This is a genomic window from Enterococcus sp. CSURQ0835 (genome assembly GCF_902706605.1).
In the GTDB taxonomy this organism is placed as follows: domain Bacteria; phylum Bacillota; class Bacilli; order Lactobacillales; family Enterococcaceae; genus Enterococcus_A.
Genome location: NZ_CACSLH010000028.1, coordinates 19,303 through 39,410, shown reverse-complemented (window position 1 = coordinate 39,410; position 20,108 = coordinate 19,303). Strand labels below are relative to the sequence as shown.

Genomic DNA, 20,108 nt, shown 5'->3' with positions numbered 1-20,108 from the left:
GTTATACAAAAGGCAGTAGGCCTTTATTTTTTTTGCTTTTTTTGAACTTACATATAGTAGAGCGTACAAAAAAGGCGTAGAAATTGGATTTCTACACCTTCTATGAATCTTTTGTCTACAGTCTGAAACGATCTAGTTTACTAGATCGTTTTTTCGTGCATTTGGTTACAAGCAACAAAGTATCAGATTTTTGTTTGGCATGGTATGCTTTTTGTTGAAAAGGAGATGATAGCCATGTTTATTCAGATTTCTGATAAATTGCAAGAAAAGCTTCGTATATTTATAGCTGATTCTGCAAATATTCTATTAGATTTAGATGATGGTGTGGGAAAATATTCAAAATTAGGCGTCTGTTCTTTAGATACTAGCTTTCGGTTATTGATAGTAAATAAAACACAAGACCAATCTGATTATGATTTGACGGTTGAAAGTGATGTCGGCCCAATTAAAATTAAAGGGTATTCAAATGTTTATTTAGATCAAGAAATGAAGTTAGAATACGATGATCGTTTAGCTTTAATTAAATTAAAAGGATCAAGTGGTGTCATTGATGGAAATGTACCGATCATTGATCTACGGAAAAAGGCTTGAGCACTTGCTTAAGCCTTTTTAGTCGGGACGTTTTAATTGAATAAAATGATCAATATGGCTGTAGTTGTCTCCAGCCAGACGTGCAATGGGTGAAAATTTTTCTGGTAGGATATATTGTTTTTCATGGTCAAATATTTCAGGCTGAAAATAATAGTCAGTTACCTCTAAAATAAATAGATCCGTGATTATCTGTTCTTGATGTTTCAATGGGACATACTGATGAAGAAGAGTCTCGAAACGAATAGGGGCTTCAGCAATTGCTGGAACTTTCACGTGATTGCTGTCCACTAGTGTTAACGAAGTTCCAAGTAGTTCACTTTCGGTAGCTTCAAGCGGTGCAGCAGTTTGATTCATAGCGGTCAAAACGGTATCGTTCACTAAATGAATGACCGCTTCTTTTTGAGCCAATAAATTGCGAGCCGTATCTTTGATTTGACCATCGGGTTTGCGATTGATGGAGACACTGACGAGTGGTAATTCTTTTGAAACAACATTAAAATAGCTAAACGGTGCAGCGTTGACGACGCGCGTAGTTGGATCAATCGTTGTGATCCAAGCAATTGGGCGTGGAATGATGCTACCAGTCAAAAATTTATAGTTTTGTTTAGTGGATAATTCATGAGCTGCGTAATGATACATCAAAAAGCCTCCAGAAAAAAAGCGTTAGTTGCGAGAACTAACGCTTTAATTTTTTATTTGCGTTTGGTGTTCGCGTCACTCGTATCAAAAGGTCGAACATAATTTTCGATCTCTTCACGTTTTGATTGTAAGTGAGGCGGTAATGATAAAATTTCGCCTGCGTGTTCATAAGTTTCATCTTGTAAGAAACCAGGACCGTCTGTTGCTAATTCAAATAAAACATGCGTCGTCGCCATGAAATATTCTGATTGGAAGTAGAAACGATCAACAAAACCTGAATTTGGAAACTCTAAGTCATTGATCCTTTTGATCCAATATTCTAAAGCTTCCTTGTCTGCAACTCGTAATGCTAAGTGATGGACGTTCCCATAACCTTCAATTGCAGGCGGTAAGTCTGGCTGATGGTCAATAATCAATGAAGCCCCGTTTCCGCCTTCACCGATTTCATATAGATGCATCGAACCGTCTGCAGCAGTTTCTTTAAATCCTAAAACATTTTCTAAAACGAGCTTCATGTGATCAAAGTTCGAAACGCGAACGATCGTTGTCCCCAGTCCAATGATGGCAAATTCTTCTGGCACATTAGAATTTTTCCACGGTGTACCACCAGCGACACCAGTATTATGTTCGTCAGAGATCAATTGATACCATTGATCATCATAGTCGTTGAATTCTAAATATTTTTTACCGAAACGTTCACTGATCTGACCGTGCTCAACACCTAAACGATCAAAACGTTCGACCCAGTAGTCGAGTGCAGCATCACTTTTGACTCGGTAACCAGTCCGCGCGATACTATTTGTTCCCTTTGTCCCTTTTGGAATATTAGGAAAATCAAAAAATGTCATATCTGTTCCAGGTGCACCGTTGTCATCGGTAAAATATAAATGATACGTCGCGATGTCATCTTGGTTGACCGTTTTTTTGATCATCCGAAAACCTAAAATATCAGTGAAAAAGCGGTAATTTTTTTCCGCACTTGAAGTCATAGCTGTAACGTGGTGTAACCCGCGAATTTGTGTATCCATCATGTACTCCTCCTAAACCGTATTCATATAGTCTTACTAAAAGTAAGTATAAAGAAGTGCTTGTATTATTGCAAGCAACTTGTCTTATCTGATATTTTCGGTACACTTAAGAAAGAAGGTTAGAGAGGAGCGTTACAAATGGAAAAGACAATTTTTTTTGATTTAGATGGGACCTTGACTGATTCAAGTGAAGGCATCATTGAATCAATGAAATATATGATTAAAGAGATGGGCTTTGAACCGCTATCAGATTTGACACTATATAGTTTTATCGGGCCACCAATCGTTGAGTCATTGAAAAAAACATATGGCATCGATGAAGCAAAGGCTCGGGAAGCAACGAAAGTTTATCGCGATTATTTTAAAAAAGCTGGTTTGATGAAACTTACCGTCTATCCAGGAGTGGAAGCGATGCTGGCTACTTTAGCTCAGACACATCATTTAGGGGTCGCTACTTCAAAACCGGAAGTTTTTGCTACGGAGATCTTGGAAAATCTAAACATGAGTCATTACTTTACTAAAATTTGTGGAGCAGATCCTAAACAACATCGAGAAGATAAAACGACGATCTTGCGTTATGCGTTGGAACTCTTGCCACAAAATGAAACGATGATCATGGTAGGGGATCGGAAATATGATATCACTGGCGCCAATAAAAATGGAATCAAATCATTAGGCGTGAGTTATGGCTTTGGTTCAGTAGACGAGTTGAAAGCTGCTGGAGCGGATCTGATTGTAGGTCATGCTAGTGAGATTCCAAATGCGGTCGAAAAATTATCCTAGCAAGTCTCTCGTTAAGTAATGCAAAAAAAGGCAAGACAATTAATTGTCCTGCCTTTTGAAGATAGTTATCTTAGTACCAACCGTTTGCTAACCAGAAAGCTTGAGCTGCTTCCCATGAGCCATAACGTCCAGCGACATATTGTTCTGCGACGCGTTCTTGGTTAGCTGGTGAGTAGTCACCGTTTAAGTAAGACGCATCTAATTGGTAACGGCCGATATATTTCCCGTTCGTTGCAGAATAAGAACCGCTTGATTCTTTAAACGCGATCCACTCTTTAGCAGAAGAAGTCGATGCTGGTGTTGAAGAAGCTTGGGCTGCTGGTGCTGCTTGAGTAGCCGGTGCTTGATAAGTCGTTGTTTCATATGAAGTAGTGGCAGGTGCTGTATAAGCAGCTGAGCCATCTGTATTGATCGTTAATTGTTCGCCTGCGTAGATCATGTAGTTGGAAACGCCGTTGTCAGCTGCGATCGAATCGATCAAGCTGTTGTCGCCCACAAATTTAACTGAGATAGAAGATAACGTATCACCTGATTGTACGGTGTAAGTTTCTGCTGCGTGTGCGTCTGAAGTTCCAAATGCTAAGGCAGTTCCGCCGGCCAACAAAGTGCTAAATAAAAATGCTTTTTTCATATTTAAGTAAATCCTCCAAGTAAGTTTTTTTCGTTTCGTTCCTTGCTACGAGTAATACTATACCAACAAAAATCATTTCATGGGTAAAGCTGCGGTAACAAGTCGTTACAAGTGAATTTAAAAATGTAACAAGCTGATGAAAGAAAATGTGATTTAGAAATAATTAAAGGTTATAAAAATAGTTGTGATTTCCGATGAGACTCAAAGCAGATTAACTAATGACCTGTTATAAAAATTATTTTTTGCTGTTACATTGTTACTTTTTGGTAATATAAAAACCTCAAGGCACGCCTTGAGGTCAGAAAGATTTATTTGAATGTTTGGCTTAATACCAGCCGTTTGCTTGCCAGAAAGCTTGCGCACCTTCCCATGAACCATAACGTCCAGTTACGTATTGATCCGCAACTCGTTCTTGGTTGGCTTCTGAATAGTCACCGTTTAAGTAAGAGGCATCTAATTGGTAACGGCCGACGTATTTACCGTTGGTTGCTGAATAAGAGCCGCTAGATTCTTTTTGTGCGATCCATTCTTTAGCAGATGAAGAGTTCCCTGTGTAAGCAGAGTTATCAGTTGTTGTTTGAGTTGGAGCTGCTTGAGTAGTCGTAGCTTGAGCAGGTGCTTCATAAGTTGTATCGTAGCTAGCTGCTGGTGTTTCAGCTTGATAAGTAGTCGTATCTTGAACAGGAGCTTGAACTTCTGTTTGAGTAGTTGTTTCTTGAATTGGTGCTTGATAAGTCGTTTGAGCTGGTGCTGCTTGGTAAGTTGTAACATAATTAGTTGCTGGTGCTTGGATTGCTACAGCACTTGAACCGTCTGTGTTGATTGATAATTGTTCGCCAACATAGATCGTGTAGTTGTTGATACCATTGTCGGCTGCAATCGAATCGATCAAGCTGTTGTCGCCTACAAATTTAACTGAGATAGAAGATAACGTATCACCTGATTGTACGGTGTACGTTTCTGCTGCGTGTGCGTCTGAAGTTCCAAGTGCTAATGCCGTACCGCCGGCTAAAACTGTGCTAAGTAAAAGTGTTTTTGCTAATTTCATTATGTAATTCCTCCAAGTGAGTTTTTTCGTTTCATTCCTTGCTACAAGAAGTACTATACCAGCTAAAAGCATTTCATAGGTTGAAAGGCAGTTACAATGGGATTGAATAGTGTGTCAGGAAGATAAAGCTGAAATCTATTTAGAAATCTTTAATCTTATCTTTGCTTTTCAAAAGCCAGTTAACTTAGGCTTGGATAAATTATTTTTCAGATCGCCATGTTATCTCGCAGGGAAATGACCGACATACTGTTACTTGCTGGTAATCTTTCTGAAAAAAGTTGGGGGAAACAATCGAGAAAATGAGCAAGTGTATGCGATGACCAGTACACAAAAAAATTAAATTAGACTCAAGGTAAGGACGAGATCATTTTGTTTTTGAAAAATGAAGGATCAAAAGCTTTCTTAGTGAAACAGACGTGGTTTCATAACTACCAGATCCTAAATTAAAAGCAAAGTTTGAAAAACAGAAATTGATTTGAAGCGCGGTTAGCAAATACGAAGGAAAGGCTAAACCAAAATCGGAGGTAGAAGGGATTGTTTTTCAGTAAAAAACGCTTTGATCGATCTAGTTTAGAAGATCTTTTCAGTTGGAGAATTTTTAATTGGCTGACCGTTCATTTTGATTGTTTTGTTCCTCGAGTAACGAGAAATAAGATTAATTGATCTGCTACATAACTTTTTTACCGTGGATGCTGAATGTCGGGTTGTAATTTGTTCAGCTGATTTACGCATAATTTTTTCGATCGGTGCTGTAGCTGTGATGAAAAGACAAAAAACCCCCAGAAATTTTCTGGGGGTTGAATCATTAAATTAAAATCTTAGTACCAGCCGTTTGCTTGCCAGAAAGCTTGGGCACCTTCCCATGAGCCGTAACGTCCAGCGACATATTGATCCGCAACCCGTTCTTGGTTAGCTTCTGAATAGTCACCGTTTAAGTAAGACGCATCTAATTGGTAACGGCCGATATATTTCCCGTTCGTTGCAGAATAAGAACCGCTTGATTCTTTAAACGCGATCCACTCTTTAGCAGAAGAAGTCGATGCTGGTGTTGAAGAAGCTTGGGCTGCTGGTGCTGCTTGAGTAGCCGGTGCTTGATAAGTTGTTTCTTGAGCTGGAGCTTGGTAAGTCGTTGTTTCTTGAACCGGTGCTTGATAAGCTGTCGTGTCTTGGACTGGTTCTTGATAATTATAAGAAGTAGCTGGAGCAGTATAAGCTGCTGAGCCATCTGTATTGATCGTTAATTGTTCACCTGCATAGATCATGTAGTTGGAAACGCCGTTGTCAGCTGCGATCGAATCGATCAAGCTGTTGTCGCCCACAAATTTAACTGAGATAGAAGATAACGTATCACCTGATTGTACGGTGTAAGTTTCTGCTGCGTGTGCGTCTGAAGTTCCAAATGCTAAGGCAGTTCCGCCGGCCAACAAAGTGCTAAATAAAAATGCTTTTTTCATATTTAAGTAAATCCTCCAAGTAAGTTTTTTTCGTTTCGTTCCTTGCTACAAGAAGTACTATACCAGCTAAAAGCATTTCATAGGTAAGAAAGCCGTAACAAGTCGTTACGATTGCATGTAGGTATGTGACAAGCAGATGAAGCCACTTGAGGTTTAGAAATATTTAACGATACGTAAAAATCCTGCTGAGCACGTTGAAACCAAGGCTTAAGAATATTTGGCAAACTGTATCAAAGCCCCAAAAGCTGTCATATTGTCATCTAGTAGTAATAGTCAAGCAGTTACGGCGACTTTTGGGCGACTTTCAAAGAAAATTTTTGTGGTAGGCGCAGGTAATTTTTTTCATTTTGAACGTGTTTCTACTATTATTATGTACAATAAAAAAGACTTCGAGAGAAAATTCTCGAAGTCTAGAAACTGACTGAATCTTAGTACCAGCCATTTGCTTGCCAAAATGATTGAGCGCCTTCCCATGAACCGTAACGATCTGCTACGTATTGATCTGCAACCCGTTCTTGATTGGCTTCAGAGTAGTCACCATTTAAATAAGAAGAACTCAATTGGTAACGACCAACGTATTGACCGTTTGATGCAGAGTAAGAACCGCCTGATTCGCGTTGTGCGATCCATTCTTTAGCAGATGAAGAGTTCCCTGTGTAAGCTGAGTTATCTGCTGCTTGTTGTACTGGAGCTTGAGCAGTCGTTTGTTGAACTGGTGCTGCTTGATAAGCATCTGCTTGATAAGTCGTTGCTTGTTGTACAGGTTCTTGATAGGTCGTTGTGTTTTCAACCGGTGCTTGATAAGTCGTAGCTTCTTGAGCTGGAGCTTGAGTTGCTTCTTGGACTGGTGCTTGGTAGACTGTTGTATCTTCAACTGGAGCTTGAACGGTTTGTTGAACTGGTGCTTGGTAATAAGAATTAGTTGATGCTTGGACAGCGTTTGAACCAGCTGTATCGATCGTTAATTGTTCACCAACATAAATTGTATAGTTATTGACACCATTATCAGCTGCAATTTTGTCGACTAAGCTGTTGTCGCCTGCAAATTTGACTGAGATAGAAGATAATGTATCGCCGGATTGAACGGTATACGTTTCAGCTGCGTGTGCGTCTGACGTTCCGAGTGCTAATGCCGTACCACCTGCTAAGACTGTGCTAAGTAAAAGTGTTTTTGTTAGTTTCATATGTACGTAATCCTCCATGTAAGTAAGTTTTTCGTTCCTTGCTACAAGAAGTACTCTAACATCAAAAAGCTATCTGTAGGTAATAAAACTGTAACAATTGATTACAGCCTGATTGAGAAATGTAACAACGAGATGAATTGAAATAGTTTTAGTAATCCTTAATATTATAAAACAAACCTGTAAGCCGATGAGTAAAGTCCAGCTTACAGGTTTGTTCAAAAACGAATGTTATCTGCTGATGATTTGAGCGTCATATTGTAACGGTTTTGTAACATTAGCGATTGGATCTTCATGTACTGGCAGAGAAAAAGGGGTTTATAAGACTGATTTTTTTAATACCAACCGTTTGCTTGCCAGAAAGATTGAGCGGCTTCCCAAGAACCATAGCGAGAAGCTACATATTGATCGGCTACTTTTTCTTGGTTTGCTTCGGAATAATCACCGTTCAAATAAGAAGCACTTAATTGATAGCGCCCGATGTATTGACCGTTTGTAGCTGTATAGGAACCACCAGATTCATGTTGGGCGATCCATTCTTTCGCAGCGTTCGTGCCAGTGGTCGTTTGACTGGTGGAGTTAGCCGCAGTCGTAACTTGACTATTATTGGTGGTTGGAGTGGCAGTTGCTTGGGTCGCGGTTTGGGCAGTAGTTGTTGCTTGAGTATTTTGGGTCACTGGTTGAGTTTGGGACGGTTGAGAAGTCGTTTGGTTAGTTGGTGTTTGACTAGCTGGCGTTGACTGAGTGGCCGTTGAAGCAGCTGGGGTTGTTGATGTTTCAGAAACCGAAGCGGCAGTTGCTGGAGTGGCAGTAGAAGCTTGATAGCTGGATTGATTCGTTGCCGCGGTAACTGGTGCTGGGGCAGTCGTTTGCACGGAAGTGTCGATCGTCAATTGTTCCCCAACATAAATAAAGTTTTGGTTTTCTAAATGGTTATCTTGGACGATTTGATTGATCAAGCTGTTATTGCCGACGAATTTGATGGAAATAGCCGATAATGTGTCACCGGCTTGAACAGTATACGTTTCTGCGGCATGAACTTGGCTTCCTAGAACTAACAAACTACTGGCTGTGGCAAGACTCGTTAATAGAAGTGTTTTTACAAATTTCATCGGTGATTCCTCCAAATAAATAGTTGTTTACGGGAGTTACTTTAGCACCAAAACACGTCGCGTAGGTGATAAAACCAACACGAAACCGTTACAACTGCGTAAAAGACTTTAACAAAAGTTTGAAGAAAAAATGACGTGAAATTTTCTCGATTATTCAATGAAACGGAGCAAAAGTTAGCGCAACGCTTTTATTTTGAAGGCGTGTTATCTTTTTAGTAAAAGTGTGAAATATTGTAAATCTGCAGTAAAAAAAGCTTTTCTTCTATATAAAGAGTTCAAATGATCTGCTATTTTTTAGGTAAGCTCAAAATAGGGAAGGGAGTAAACAGATGATGTCACGAGGTAGCAGCTCGCATTAGGGGAAGCGGCAGCCAAATGCGAGTAAAACTTTGCCGGTTCGCCCACTAGTTAGACTTAAAAAAGGAGCGAACACAAATGGAGAAACAACAAATCGAAGCGTTACTATTAAGTGAAGCACAGCAACAACAATTTAGTGGCTGGGATTTCTCAGTTTTAAAGGGACGGTATGCCCAAGAAAAATTACCTTGGGATTATCGCGCGATCGTTCGCAAGTACTTGCAAAAACAGCTGCACTGGTTAGATTTAGGTACAGGTGGTGGTGAACTGCTCGCAACTTTTGGACATCCGCCTGAACGTACGGCAGTGACAGAAGGCTGGCCGAAAAATTATCAGTTACTACTAACTACTTTGCGACCAAAAGGTGTTGAAGTGGTCTTTGAAGAGGCGAGCCATGAGTTAGCTTTTCCAGATGAACAATTTGATCTAGTCACTAGTTCTCATGCAGGATTTACGGTAGCAGAAGTCAAACGAGTATTGAAACCTGGCGGCTATTTCATCACCCAACAAGTCGGCGATCGAAATGGCAATCAGCTAGCGGCACGGTTACATTGTGCTAAGCCGCGTTTTGAATTGAATGCAGCCAGTGTTACAGCTGAATTGAGACAAGCAGGATTTACGATTTTGCAACAAGCTGAAGCTTATCCAAAACAATTTTTTTATGATCTGGCAGCACTGGTCTACTATGTGCGCACGATTTCTTGGGAGTATCCAGACTTTGCAGTTAAGGATAAGTTGCCTGAGTTAGAGCAGTTGGCGGAAGAATGACAAGCAAAAGGTGTGATTGAAAATCAGCAACATCGTTTTTTGGTGGTGAGTCAAAAGGTGTGATTGTTCATTGGACATTGGAAAAGATATAAGGATTAAATGATAGCTACAAAAAAAGAACCCCGAGTAATCGAGGTTCTTTTTGGGCAATTGATTAAGCCACCTGCCGGGCTTGAACCGGCGACCCCCACCTTACCATGGTGGTGCTCTACCAGCTGAGCTAAGGCGGCTTGTTAACACAAGAATTAGAATAATCGAAAAGTGATTGCTTGTCAATCACTTTTCGTTATTTTGTCAGATTTTTTTGCGAAGAGCTAGACTAAACTGGCTGGACTTTGTAAGGTACAATTAGCTGGGTGATTTCATCGCTTAGTTTGTTGATCGTAAGTGTCGGGTCTTGGCGGTTAGAAAGTAAAATGACACAGTCTCGACCATTGGCTCCGTAATTGATGATCCCTTCGTAAGTGATCTTTACACCGCGACTATGGAAGTAATTGGTAAGGTTGTAATTTCCACTGGCATATTTTTCACCGGGATAAGGTTGCAACATTTCTGTGCGTAATGGTTTCGCTAAATAATAGTTGCTGAAAAATTTTTGATAAAAAGCAAACAAATCACTGGCACTCATAAAGATGTTACCTGTACCCAACTCGAGGGCGTAAGCGGCATCTGGTGCTGGCATCAAAGTTGACACGCCATTTTTAAAACTGTAAGGCAGTGCTTGATCAGGATCTTTTTCGGCAGCAAAACTCGTTTGTTCCAATTGCATCGTATTGGTGATCTGCTTTTCAAACAGTTGATAGTAGTCGGTCTTAGTCACTTGTTCCAAGATGCCAACGAGTAAATTATAATTGACCGCTTGATACGAATATTTTTTGTTGCCGAAAAACGTCGTGCGAGTAATGATCATTTTTAAGATCGCATTCGGATCGGTAGCGGACATTTCTTGAACAGGCGGTGGCTGCATGCGCAAGCCTGTCGTCATATTCAACAGATCTTTGATGGTGATGTGTTCGCTATTTGGAACTTGCGGGAAAAACTTACTTAGCGGGTCAGAAAAATGTAAGCGACCCGCTGCAATTTGTTTGGCAATCAAGTAAGCAGTTTGTGTTTTTTGAATCGAACCGATGCAGTATTGAGTCGACAGTGTATTTGTGATTTGATTACCGACATCTTTAAATCCATAACTTTTATTCAAAATGATCTGGCCGTTGTGATAGATGAGCGCAGTTCCACTGAAATTTTTGCTCAGCAATAGTTGGTCGATCTGAGCGCTTTTAGCATCCCGCGGTTCGTGTATTTCTTGGCTAGCTTTTTCCAGCGGTGAACGTTTTCTTAAAAGCGGTGCTCCTAATTTATGATTCGCCGGAACGTAAGCAGGTGTGACTCCTTTATCGTTCAAGCCAACGATGATCCCGCCGACTAAACAGCAAAATAAAAAAACGACTGGGAAGATCACTTTCAGCCAGCGTTTTTGGCGTTTTTTCAAATGTTTTCTTTTTGGCATACTTTTCCCTCACTGAAAGGTAGTATACTAGTTTTACCTTAAAAAATGAATAAATTCAAGAAAAGCTCGGCAAAGCATTTTATTTTTCTACTAAAAGTTATTGCCAAGTAATCTAAAAATTGCTATTATAAACAGGTAATCGATATTCCGGCATAGCTCAGTTGGTAGTAGCGCATGACTGTTAATCATGATGTCGTAGGTTCGAGTCCTACTGCCGGAGTTGTGAGACGATCTGAACATTCAGGTCGTCTTTTTTTGTTTTATAAAGAATTTTTTGCCAGCGAAAGAGGGAATCAAAAGGCGATGAAGAGTAAAGTTCATTTATGAATAATTCTTGTCTTTTCTGTAACGATTAGGGTTATCCTTTGAAAATTAACGTTTTCCTGCTTATACTAGATGATGGCGAGAAACATTTCTTGCGATATTAAAGGAGGAATTCAATGCGAAAGCAACGTGACGCTTACTTTGACAATGCTAAATTATTTTTAATGATCCTGGTCGTCTTTGGCCATTTTTTCCAGCCCTTCATGGATAAAGATCCAGTATATAACGATCTTTACTATTTTATTTTCTTGTTCCACATGCCGGCCTTTATTTTGATCTCTGGTTTTTTCTCGAAAGGCAAACCAAAAACATTCAAAAAATTAGTCGTGAAGTTACTGATTCCTTATTTATTTTTCCAACTGATCTATTCGGGCTATTACACGATGATCGGACTGCAAGATAAATTCAGTTTTGATCTAGTCACGCCGCAGTGGGCCCTTTGGTTTTTACTCAGCTTATTCTTTTGGAATTGTTTGCTGAAAATCGTCCATCGTTTTCCAGCTAAATATGTGATCGGGGCTAGCATTTTGATTGCGCTCGTCGTAGGGTATTTCCCGATTTTTGGTCGTTACTTAGCGGCGCAACGGACACTGACCTTTTTCCCTTATTTCATCATCGGTTGTTATTTACCGAAAGAATGGATCGAAAAGATCAAACAGTTTCCGCGTAAAAGTGTGGCCGTTTTACTGTTTGCTGGTTTGTTCATTTTTGTGGCTTGCAATGATCTGATCAATAAATATTGGGTCTTTGGTTCTAAACCATACGAAGCGTATTTAGATCTTCCAGTTTTCGGCGCACCCTTGCGCATGTTGTTTTTAACTGCTGGTTTGATCGGGATCGCAGCCTTTTTCTTAGTCGTCCCAACGAAACGTTATTTCTTTTCTAAATGGGGAAAAAATACATTGAACGTTTACTTGTTGCACGGTTTTTTAGTTCAAGGCTTACGGGCGCTTGATATCGATCAAGTCAATATGACCGTTATCGAAGTCGTTGCACTCTTTTTGTTCAGTATCATTTTTACGGTTGCACTTTCCAGCGAATGGTGTCAAAATTGGATGCAGCGGATCAAAAGTTTTGTATTTTATCCCGTACTCAGCTAACGTACCGCTTGCAATTTAATTTAGGAGGTCCTTTACTTGTCAGCAATCAAACCAGAACTTACCACCACATTTCGGCAAAACTTTTTAGCCAATCCAAAACAAATTGCATTACAACGCAGTGTCGTGAAAAATGGTATCCATGCTTCAGCGGAAAACCCAGCGACACATGTGGAAAATACACCGGTCTTTTCGATCGATCTAGCTACCGGGAAAGTCGCGAACCAAAAACAATCTGGCCGCTGCTGGATGTTTGCCGCACTCAATACATTCCGACATAAGATCTTGACGAAGTTTGAGCTGAAAGATTTTGAGCTATCACAAAACTATACTTTTTTCTGGGACAAATACGAAAAAGCGAATTACTTTTATGAAAATATTTTAGACACAGCTACTGAGCCCTTAACTAGTCGGGAAGTCGCTTTCTTATTGCAAATGCCGCAACAAGATGGCGGTCAGTGGGACATGATCGTGTCGTTGTTCCAAAAATATGGTGTCGTGCCAAAAGCGGTGATGCCAGAAACGTCAGCTAGCTCAAATTCACGAGAATTGAACAACTATTTAAATAAATTATTGCGAAAAGATGCGAATACATTGCGGAAGCTGGTAGCAGAAAAAGCGACTGCTGAAAAGATCCAAGCAGAAAAAGAAACGATGTTAGCTCATGTCTATGATATTTTAGCCATTGCTTTAGGGACTCCGCCGGAAACATTTGACTTTGAATATCGGGATGAAGAAAAAAATTATCACATTGATCGCGACCTGACACCGCAAAGCTTTTACGATCAGTATGTCGGCGTTGACTTAGATCAATATGTTAGCATCATCAATGCACCAACTGCGGACAAACCGTTTGATCAATCGTACACTGTCTCACGGTTAGGCAATGTCGTCGGTGGCAAGCAAGTCAAGTATTTGAATCTTGAGATGTCCGCGTTCAAAAAATTAGCGATTGCGCAATTAGAACAAGGTGAATCCGTTTGGTTTGGTTGTGATGTTGGTCAATCTTCGACTCGAGACACTGGGATCATGGCACTTGATGCGTATGATATCAATGATTTGTTCGATACTGATTTTACGATGACCAAAGCAGAGCGTTTGGATCTAGGCGAGAGCATGATGACTCACGCGATGGTTTTAACGGGTGTTGATTTGATCGATGGCAATTCAACAAAGTGGAAAGTTGAAAACAGTTGGGGTGAAAAAGTTGGCGACAAAGGCTTTTTCGTCATGAGTGATGACTGGATGGACCAATACACTTACCAAATCGTGGTGCGCAAAGATTTATTGACTAAAGAACAACAAGCTGCTTTTGAAGCAGAGCCGAAAGTTTTAGCCCCTTGGGATCCGATGGGTGCATTAGCTTAACTGATTTAAAAAGAAAAGATGTCACTAGGAGGCAACTGCTAGTGGCATCTTTTTTTGCTGGGTTGCACTGAGATTTTTTGCTATAGTAAAAATAAGAAGGTGATAACAAGATGAACTGGGAGAAACAAAAACAATTGGCAAAGGCAGCCTACTTATATTACGTAGCAGAAAAAAAGCAAGCTGAGATCGCCAAAGAGCTGAATGTCGATCGGACGACAGTCAGTCGGATGTTGACGCAAGCGAAAAAAAGCGGCTTGATAGAGATCAAACTCAATCAGTTCGATCCTGAGTTGTTTGCTTTAGAAGCAAAAGTCAAGCAGCGGTTCGGGTTGGAAAAAGTCGAATTGGCACCCAGTGAGCCGATGAGAAGTGAAGCACAAAAAGAATTGAACTTGGCGCAAACCGCGGAAAGCTGGCTACGGCGGCAAGTAAAAGATGGTCAAGTGATCGGAGTAGCTTGGGGCGCTTCACTAGGACAAATGATTGAACAGCTGGAACCTAAACAATTACGGAACATCATAGCCGTTCCAATCGTAGGTGGACCAAGCCATATTCGGTCACAGTTTCATGTCAATACGCTAGTTTATGAACTAGCGAAAAAATTTCAAGGCACAAGCGTTTTTATCAATGCGATGGTGGTCCAAGAAAATCAAGCATTAGCTGCTGGGATCGTTCAGTCAAAATACTTTCATGAATTGAAAAACTATTGGCAGCATTTGGACATTGCTTTGGTGGGGATCGGGGGACCGTTGAGTTATCAAAAAAGTCAGTGGCGCGATCTGTTGACTGAAACGGATTTAGAAGAATTGAAATTGCAAGCCGCAGTAGCTGATTGTTGTTGTCGGTTTTTGAATCGGGATGGGAAAGTTTTGAACAGCTCGCTAACGAAACGGACGATTGGTTTAAGTTTGACTGAACTAGCACAAGTACCGCAACGTGTCGCTGTAGCACGAGGAATCAAAAAAGCTGGTTCGATTTTAGCTGTTTTGAACAGCCAAGCGATCAATACGTTGATCACCGATCAAGAGACGGCGGAGAAAATTTTAGCACTAGCTGATTAATTGGAATTTGCACATTTGTGAAGGAAAGATTTTTTTGTGCGGGACATCAGTTGGCAATATAGTGATCGGCATTTTTTTCCTCTAGTAGTGGCTGATTTTTGTAAACGAGTCGTGCTATGCTAGAACAAAAGGTTGGAGCAACCAACTGTAAAAAGGAGTGGCTTAGATGGAATTTATGTTAGACACAGCTAATTTGGCTGAAATCGAAAAATATGTCGGGATCTTACCGATCGCTGGCGTGACCTCAAATCCTTCGATCGTGAAAAAGGAAGGTAAAGTCGATTTTTTTGAGCATATGAAAAAGATTCGTAGTTTGATCGGTGAGCGTCATTCGCTTCACGTTCAAGTCGTGGCAGACGACTATGAGGGAATGTTGCAGGATGCCGAAACGATTCTAGCGAAGATCGACCAAAAAGTTTTTATCAAAGTCCCAGTGACAGAAGTCGGGTTGAAAGTGATCAAAGAATTGAAGCACCGAGGAGTCAATGTAACTGCCACTGCAATCTATACGCGCTTCCAAGCGTATTTAGCGATCGCTGCCGGGGCTGATTATATCGCACCGTATTTCAATCGGATGGAAAATCAAAATATTGATCCACGAGCCGCAATTTCAGAAATGGCAAAAGAGATCCAACGCTCTGGGAGTCAAACTAAAATTTTAGCGGCAAGCTTTAAAAATGCAGGGCAAGTCAATGCTGCTTTAGAAGCGGGAGCGCAAGCAGCAACGATGGGTGTTGAGATCATCGCACAGGCGCTTGCGATGCCATCGATTACTCAAGCCGTCACCGATTTTACTAAAGATTGGGAAGCAGTCTATGGTGCTGGCGGAACAATCACATCTTTGTAACTCGAACTACCCCATAGATAAATAAAAAGAGCACTGAAGATAGCTTTGAACCACTCCCTGTTAAGTAGCGGAGTGGTTCATTTAAGTCTTCAGCGCTCTTTTTTAAAGTTCAAAACCTTGTTGAGCTAAAAAAGTTCGAATCTCAGGTCGGCGAGGTATTTCAAAATGGGCCAACACTTTTTGCGACCAACTTGCTTGGGTAGCATTCGTCGAACGGGTAGCATAATAGGTCGCCATCGTTTCATCGTAACGGGCTATTTTTTCAGCAGTCAACAGTTGGTAGCGATCAACAGCTACGACTGCGTCTGCTGGCAAACGTGGTTTGACTTCATTTTTATGTTTCGGATAGCCGATCGTCAAACCAAATAACGGATAAGTCAATGCTGGCAGCTCTAAAAGTTTTGCAACTTGTGCGACATCATTGCGGATACCACCGATGTAACAAATCCTCAGACCGCTGGATTCGGCAAACACTGCCATATTTTGGGCCGCGATCGTCGTATCGACGATTGCAACAGTTAACGATTCGATACTTTTCAAATTCGTCAAAGGTGCAGCGTGGGTTTGCAACACTTGCGCGTGTTTATTCAGATCGGCGACAAATAAATAAAAAACGCCGCTGTCTTTGACGTAACCGGGTGCATGGGCAATCTTTTCCAATTGCGCTAATTTTTTGGGGTCGCGGACTTCGATCACTGAATAAGCTTGTAGAAAATTCGAACTGGCGCCACTTTGAGCAGCAGCTACTAATTTGGCTTTTAGTTCTGAGGGTACTTTGCGTGCTTCAAACGAGCGTACGGATGTGTGCTGAAGCATTTGGTCAAATAATTCCATGTAATTCCTCCTTTTTCTGGCACGACCTAGTATAACGAGCAGTTTTCTTCTGTGCAATAATTCTGACTGGCGGCGATTCATGTTACACTAGAAAAAAAGAATTAGGAGCATGTTACATGAAGAAAATTTATTTGAGTATGGCTTTGACAGTCCTCCTTTTAGCTGGTTGTGGCGGTGGAAAAGACACCACAGATCCATTGACCAAAACTTCTCAACAATCGGTAAAAGTCGAACGTGCGGATGAAAAATATGTGCGCCAATTACTAAAAGAAGCGCAAAAACAAGTGGCGGAAAATAATTTAACGCGGGCCTTAGCCTTATATAACCAAGCGCTCGCTCATGATCCAAATATTAAACACGACATTGCGGAGAATAAAGCGTCCGTTGAATTATTGCGGCAAGTAGAACAATTGGAAAAGGCGGGAAATTACCAGCAGATCAAAGAGATCTTAGCAGGAAATAAATTACGTAAGAATAACAAATTAGTCGCTCATGAAAAACTAACGGTTAGTTATCAGCAAGCCTTGGAACAATTGAAAAAAGAAGAACATGATCCAGCCGATCAAGCGGCACAGCCTGCAGAAAATTTGTTATGGAACGCCCAAAAAAGTTTAGCTCTCAGTCAGTTCATGGCTGATTGGGGCACGACGATGCATCAGCAGTATAACGAGATCTCACCGGATAAAAACGGACATTTTTATGGCGTGGCGTTGCCGCAAGATCTATTGGCTAAAGTGTATTTGGACGGCGAAAAAACAGAAGTCGTTTGGCGCAATCAAGTAACGCGTAAAACCCGTGGTACGTCACTAGTCGGTGCGTATTCAGATGCGGAAACCGGGATGCCCCACCAAAAGCATTTGTATTTTTTCATGATCCAAAATGGAGAGCCTAAAATTTATGTGACGCGTTTGAGTAAAGCGAAGATGAACGATCCATTTGAATTTAAAAAAACAAAAAGCCAAGCTTTGAAAAACGGATTTGAAACGATCCTCAACGGTCAAAGCGTCACTATGCCAAGTGCGAGTCAAGGCACGCCCGCTGAAACGACGACGACTAGCAGCACGGCTCTTCCATAAAAAAATTAAAATTTCATGAAGGTAGTCTGTTCTTTTAACCGTTGTGGTTTTTTCACAAGAAATAATAGTAGTGAAAAATTATTACTTGCTCTCATAGGGTTATCCGAGTTTTATTTTTGAATCTTTTTCACAAAATGCTTAAAAAAAGATCCAGTCTTTTTCTTGACTTTCTGTTTTGAAAGGATTACTCTAATGGCAAGTTAATAAAACAGTGCTGACAAGGACATGGATCTAAGTGAGTTGACGCCAGAGAAAGAAGCCAAGGCTGGAAGCTTCTAGTTGAATCATTAGATTTACTCCCTTCGAACTATCAGTAAAAGTCTGATCGAGTGATGCCCGTTAATGGATCGCAATGAGCCAAGAAAAGAATTTTTTTCTTGGGAACATGGGTGGTAACACGTTAATCACACGTCCCTTTTTTAGGGGACGTGTTTTTTTATATTTAAACTAAAGTAGAGAATGGAGTTGAATAAGGATGGCAAACAATGAATTTGAAATCGTATTTTCCGATGGAAGCAAACAAATGGTGGTGGCCGGAACCACCTTGTATGAGATAGCAAAAGAACACGCAAAAGCTGCAGTAGTTGGAAGTATCGATGGTCAATTGGTTGACTTAGCAGCTCCAGTCAATAAAGCTAGTAAAATTGCTTTTTATGATCGCAACAGTGCAGAAGGTTTGGCTGCCTTACGTCGCAGTGCCGGGTTGATTTTTGCTCAAGCGATCAAAAATCGGTATCCTGAAGTCGTCGCAGCGGAAACTCAAGTCGATGAAAATGGTTTTTATGCCGATATGCGCTTACCTCAACCGCTGAGTGTTTTGGAATTAAAAGATGTGCAACAAGAGATGGAAAAAATTCAAAAACAAGGTGGTTTGATCAAAAGCGAACCAATGAGTGCCGCACAAGCGCAAGAGATTTTTAAAGATAACGACCTGAAAGCCGCTTTATTGGCACAACTGCCTGCAAATGAAAAAGTTTATCTTTATCAGTTAGGGGATGTGGCGGACTTTGCTCAAGCACCTTATGTCCTTGATCTGCATCAAGTCAAAGATTTCAAATTGCTAAAAGTTTCCGGCGCGTATTGGCAAGGCAATGCTGAAAATGAAATGTTGCAACGTGTAAATGGTGCAGTCTTTGCCTCTAAAGCTGAGCTTGATCACTACTTGAATTTCTTAGAAGAATCTGAAAAACGTAGCCATCAAAAATTAGGTAAAGAATTAGATTTGTTTATGTTTTCTGAAGAAGCACCTGGGATGCCATTTTATTTAGAAAATGGTCAGACTGTCCGCAATGAGTTGGAAAAATTCTTACGAGAACTCCAAGCGAAATACGATTACAAAGAAGTTAAAACACCGTTGATCATGAATCAACGTTTATGGGAACGCTCTGGTCACTGGGATCATTATAAAGACAATATGTATTTTACAAAAGTCGATGATCAAGACTACGCTTTGAAACCGATGAATTGTCCTGGACATTGTTTGATCTATAAAGATCAAGTTCGTTCTTATCGTGATTTACCGATCCGCATGGCTGAGTTTGGACAAGTCCATCGTCATGAATTCAGCGGAGCTTTAAATGGATTGTTACGCGTGCGGACATTCTGTCAAGATGATGCTCATATTTTTGTTCGACCTGATCAAATCAAACAAGAGATCGCACTTGCTCTGAAGATCATCGATGAAGTGTACAAAGTGTTCGGCTTTGAATATTCGGTGGAACTTTCCACGCGGCCAGATGATTTCATGGGTGAGATCGCGATGTGGGACAAAGCTGAAGCTTCGTTAAAAGAAGTGTTAGGTGATCTAGGCTATCAATACAATATCAATGAAGGCGATGGCGCTTTTTATGGTCCGAAGATCGATATTCATATCAAAGATGCGTTGAATCGCAGTCACCAATGTGCAACTGTCCAGCTCGATTTCCAAATGCCAGAAAAATTTGATTTGAGTTTCGTCGATGAGAACAACGAAAAAGTTCGCCCCGTCATGATCCATCGGGCCGTCTTTGGTTCACTCGATCGTTTCTTAGGGATTTTGATTGAACATTATGCTGGTGCTTTCCCAGTTTGGTTAGCACCAAAACAAGTCGAATTGTTGTCGGTGGCAGAAAGCCATGAACCTTATGTGGAAGAACTTTACCATGAATTCCAAGCAAACGGTATCCGCGTTTCAAAAGATGTCCGGAATGAAAAATTAGGGAAAAAGATCCGGGATGCGGAAATGCAAAAATCACCGTATGTGTTAGTGATCGGGGACAACGAGGTCAATGGAGATAAATTTGCAGTCCGAAAACATGGATCTAAAGAAGTCCAAGAATTAAGCAAACAAGAATTTATGGATCTAGTCAAAAAACAAACGGCTGAAAAAGCTCGTGTTTACTAGGATGAAGCTGAAAAAATGG

Annotated in this window: 18 protein-coding genes and 2 tRNA genes; 10 read left to right on the top strand and 10 right to left on the bottom strand. The window is 40.7% G+C overall.

Annotated elements, in window-relative coordinates:
• The first annotated feature begins 234 nt into the window (after positions 1 to 234).
• A complete protein-coding gene (locus GVJ38_RS11045) occupies positions 235 to 591 on the top strand; it encodes an iron-sulfur cluster biosynthesis family protein (RefSeq protein ID WP_159723221.1) in 357 nt (118 codons plus the stop codon).
• An 18-nt stretch (positions 592 to 609) separates the two neighbouring features.
• On the opposite strand, the gene GVJ38_RS11040 is transcribed toward GVJ38_RS11045, so the two are convergent.
• Both GVJ38_RS11040 and GVJ38_RS11035 read right to left on the bottom strand, forming a co-directional pair.
• A complete protein-coding gene (locus GVJ38_RS11040) occupies positions 610 to 1,230 on the bottom strand; it encodes a flavin reductase family protein (protein ID WP_159723220.1) in 621 nt (206 codons plus the stop codon).
• Positions 1,231 to 1,283: 53 nt separating this feature from the next.
• Positions 1,284 to 2,258, bottom strand: a complete 975-nt coding sequence (locus GVJ38_RS11035; RefSeq protein ID WP_159723224.1) for a ring-cleaving dioxygenase — start codon at positions 2,256 to 2,258, stop codon at positions 1,284 to 1,286.
• 138 nt (positions 2,259 to 2,396) lie between these two features.
• On the opposite strand from GVJ38_RS11035, the gene GVJ38_RS11030 reads away from it, so the two are divergent.
• The gene (locus GVJ38_RS11030; protein WP_159723219.1) at positions 2,397 to 3,041 is read left to right on the top strand and encodes an HAD-IA family hydrolase; all 645 of its coding nucleotides are present in this window, start codon (positions 2,397 to 2,399) and stop codon (positions 3,039 to 3,041) included.
• A 70-nt stretch (positions 3,042 to 3,111) separates the two neighbouring features.
• On the opposite strand, the gene GVJ38_RS11025 is transcribed toward GVJ38_RS11030, so the two are convergent.
• The 5 genes from GVJ38_RS11025 to GVJ38_RS11005 all read right to left on the bottom strand — a co-directional run bounded on the left by GVJ38_RS11025 (position 3,112) and on the right by GVJ38_RS11005 (position 8,467).
• The gene (locus tag GVJ38_RS11025; protein ID WP_159723218.1) at positions 3,112 to 3,672 is read right to left on the bottom strand and encodes a LysM peptidoglycan-binding domain-containing protein; all 561 of its coding nucleotides are present in this window, start codon (positions 3,670 to 3,672) and stop codon (positions 3,112 to 3,114) included.
• A 325-nt stretch (positions 3,673 to 3,997) separates the two neighbouring features.
• Positions 3,998 to 4,720: a LysM peptidoglycan-binding domain-containing protein gene (locus tag GVJ38_RS11020; protein WP_159723217.1), complete on the bottom strand. Its 723-nt coding sequence runs from the start codon at positions 4,718 to 4,720 to the stop codon at positions 3,998 to 4,000.
• An 818-nt stretch (positions 4,721 to 5,538) separates the two neighbouring features.
• The gene (locus GVJ38_RS11015; RefSeq protein WP_159723216.1) at positions 5,539 to 6,174 is read right to left on the bottom strand and encodes a LysM peptidoglycan-binding domain-containing protein; all 636 of its coding nucleotides are present in this window, start codon (positions 6,172 to 6,174) and stop codon (positions 5,539 to 5,541) included.
• 428 nt (positions 6,175 to 6,602) lie between these two features.
• Complete coding sequence (locus tag GVJ38_RS11010) at positions 6,603 to 7,358, bottom strand: LysM peptidoglycan-binding domain-containing protein (RefSeq protein WP_159723215.1); 756 nt, start codon at positions 7,356 to 7,358, stop codon at positions 6,603 to 6,605.
• A gap of 332 nt (positions 7,359 to 7,690) precedes the next feature.
• Entirely contained in the window at positions 7,691 to 8,467 is a 777-nt protein-coding gene (locus tag GVJ38_RS11005; protein ID WP_159723214.1) for a LysM peptidoglycan-binding domain-containing protein, read from the bottom strand.
• Positions 8,468 to 8,902: 435 nt separating this feature from the next.
• Here GVJ38_RS11005 and GVJ38_RS11000 point away from each other — a divergent pair, with 435 nt between their 5' ends.
• Positions 8,903 to 9,592 carry a class I SAM-dependent methyltransferase gene (locus tag GVJ38_RS11000; protein WP_200849496.1) on the top strand — a complete coding sequence of 230 codons (690 nt, stop codon included), beginning with the start codon at positions 8,903 to 8,905 and terminating at the stop codon, positions 9,590 to 9,592.
• Between the two features lie 157 nt (positions 9,593 to 9,749).
• Here the strand turns inward: GVJ38_RS11000 and GVJ38_RS10995 are convergent.
• Together GVJ38_RS10995 and GVJ38_RS10990 are read right to left on the bottom strand one after the other, a co-directional pair.
• Positions 9,750 to 9,822: transfer RNA gene (locus tag GVJ38_RS10995), tRNA-Thr, on the bottom strand.
• Between the two features lie 89 nt (positions 9,823 to 9,911).
• Positions 9,912 to 11,099 carry a serine hydrolase domain-containing protein gene (locus GVJ38_RS10990; protein WP_159723213.1) on the bottom strand — a complete coding sequence of 396 codons (1,188 nt, stop codon included), beginning with the start codon at positions 11,097 to 11,099 and terminating at the stop codon, positions 9,912 to 9,914.
• 146 nt (positions 11,100 to 11,245) lie between these two features.
• Here GVJ38_RS10990 and GVJ38_RS10985 point away from each other — a divergent pair.
• From GVJ38_RS10985 to GVJ38_RS10965, 5 genes are all read left to right on the top strand, one after another.
• Positions 11,246 to 11,319, top strand: a tRNA-Asn gene (locus tag GVJ38_RS10985).
• A 220-nt stretch (positions 11,320 to 11,539) separates the two neighbouring features.
• Positions 11,540 to 12,523, top strand: a complete 984-nt coding sequence (locus GVJ38_RS10980) for an acyltransferase family protein (RefSeq protein WP_159723212.1) — start codon at positions 11,540 to 11,542, stop codon at positions 12,521 to 12,523.
• Between the two features lie 36 nt (positions 12,524 to 12,559).
• Complete coding sequence (locus tag GVJ38_RS10975) at positions 12,560 to 13,888, top strand: aminopeptidase C (protein WP_159723211.1); 1,329 nt, start codon at positions 12,560 to 12,562, stop codon at positions 13,886 to 13,888.
• Positions 13,889 to 13,998: 110 nt separating this feature from the next.
• Positions 13,999 to 14,949 carry a sugar-binding transcriptional regulator gene (locus tag GVJ38_RS10970; protein ID WP_159723210.1) on the top strand — a complete coding sequence of 317 codons (951 nt, stop codon included), beginning with the start codon at positions 13,999 to 14,001 and terminating at the stop codon, positions 14,947 to 14,949.
• A 166-nt stretch (positions 14,950 to 15,115) separates the two neighbouring features.
• The gene (locus GVJ38_RS10965; RefSeq protein ID WP_159723209.1) at positions 15,116 to 15,796 is read left to right on the top strand and encodes a fructose-6-phosphate aldolase; all 681 of its coding nucleotides are present in this window, start codon (positions 15,116 to 15,118) and stop codon (positions 15,794 to 15,796) included.
• 102 nt (positions 15,797 to 15,898) lie between these two features.
• Here the strand turns inward: GVJ38_RS10965 and GVJ38_RS10960 are convergent, their stop codons facing one another.
• Positions 15,899 to 16,630, bottom strand: coding sequence for an NADPH-dependent oxidoreductase (locus GVJ38_RS10960; protein ID WP_159723208.1), 732 nt, complete (start codon positions 16,628 to 16,630; stop codon positions 15,899 to 15,901).
• A 116-nt stretch (positions 16,631 to 16,746) separates the two neighbouring features.
• Between GVJ38_RS10960 and GVJ38_RS10955 the strand changes: the two genes are divergently transcribed.
• Together GVJ38_RS10955 and thrS are read left to right on the top strand one after the other, a co-directional pair.
• A complete protein-coding gene (locus GVJ38_RS10955) occupies positions 16,747 to 17,706 on the top strand; it encodes a DUF4767 domain-containing protein (RefSeq protein WP_159723207.1) in 960 nt (319 codons plus the stop codon).
• Positions 17,707 to 18,181: 475 nt separating this feature from the next.
• Entirely contained in the window at positions 18,182 to 20,089 is a 1,908-nt protein-coding gene (gene thrS, locus GVJ38_RS10950) for a threonine--tRNA ligase (protein WP_159723206.1), read from the top strand.
• The last annotated feature ends 19 nt before the right edge of the window (positions 20,090 to 20,108 follow it).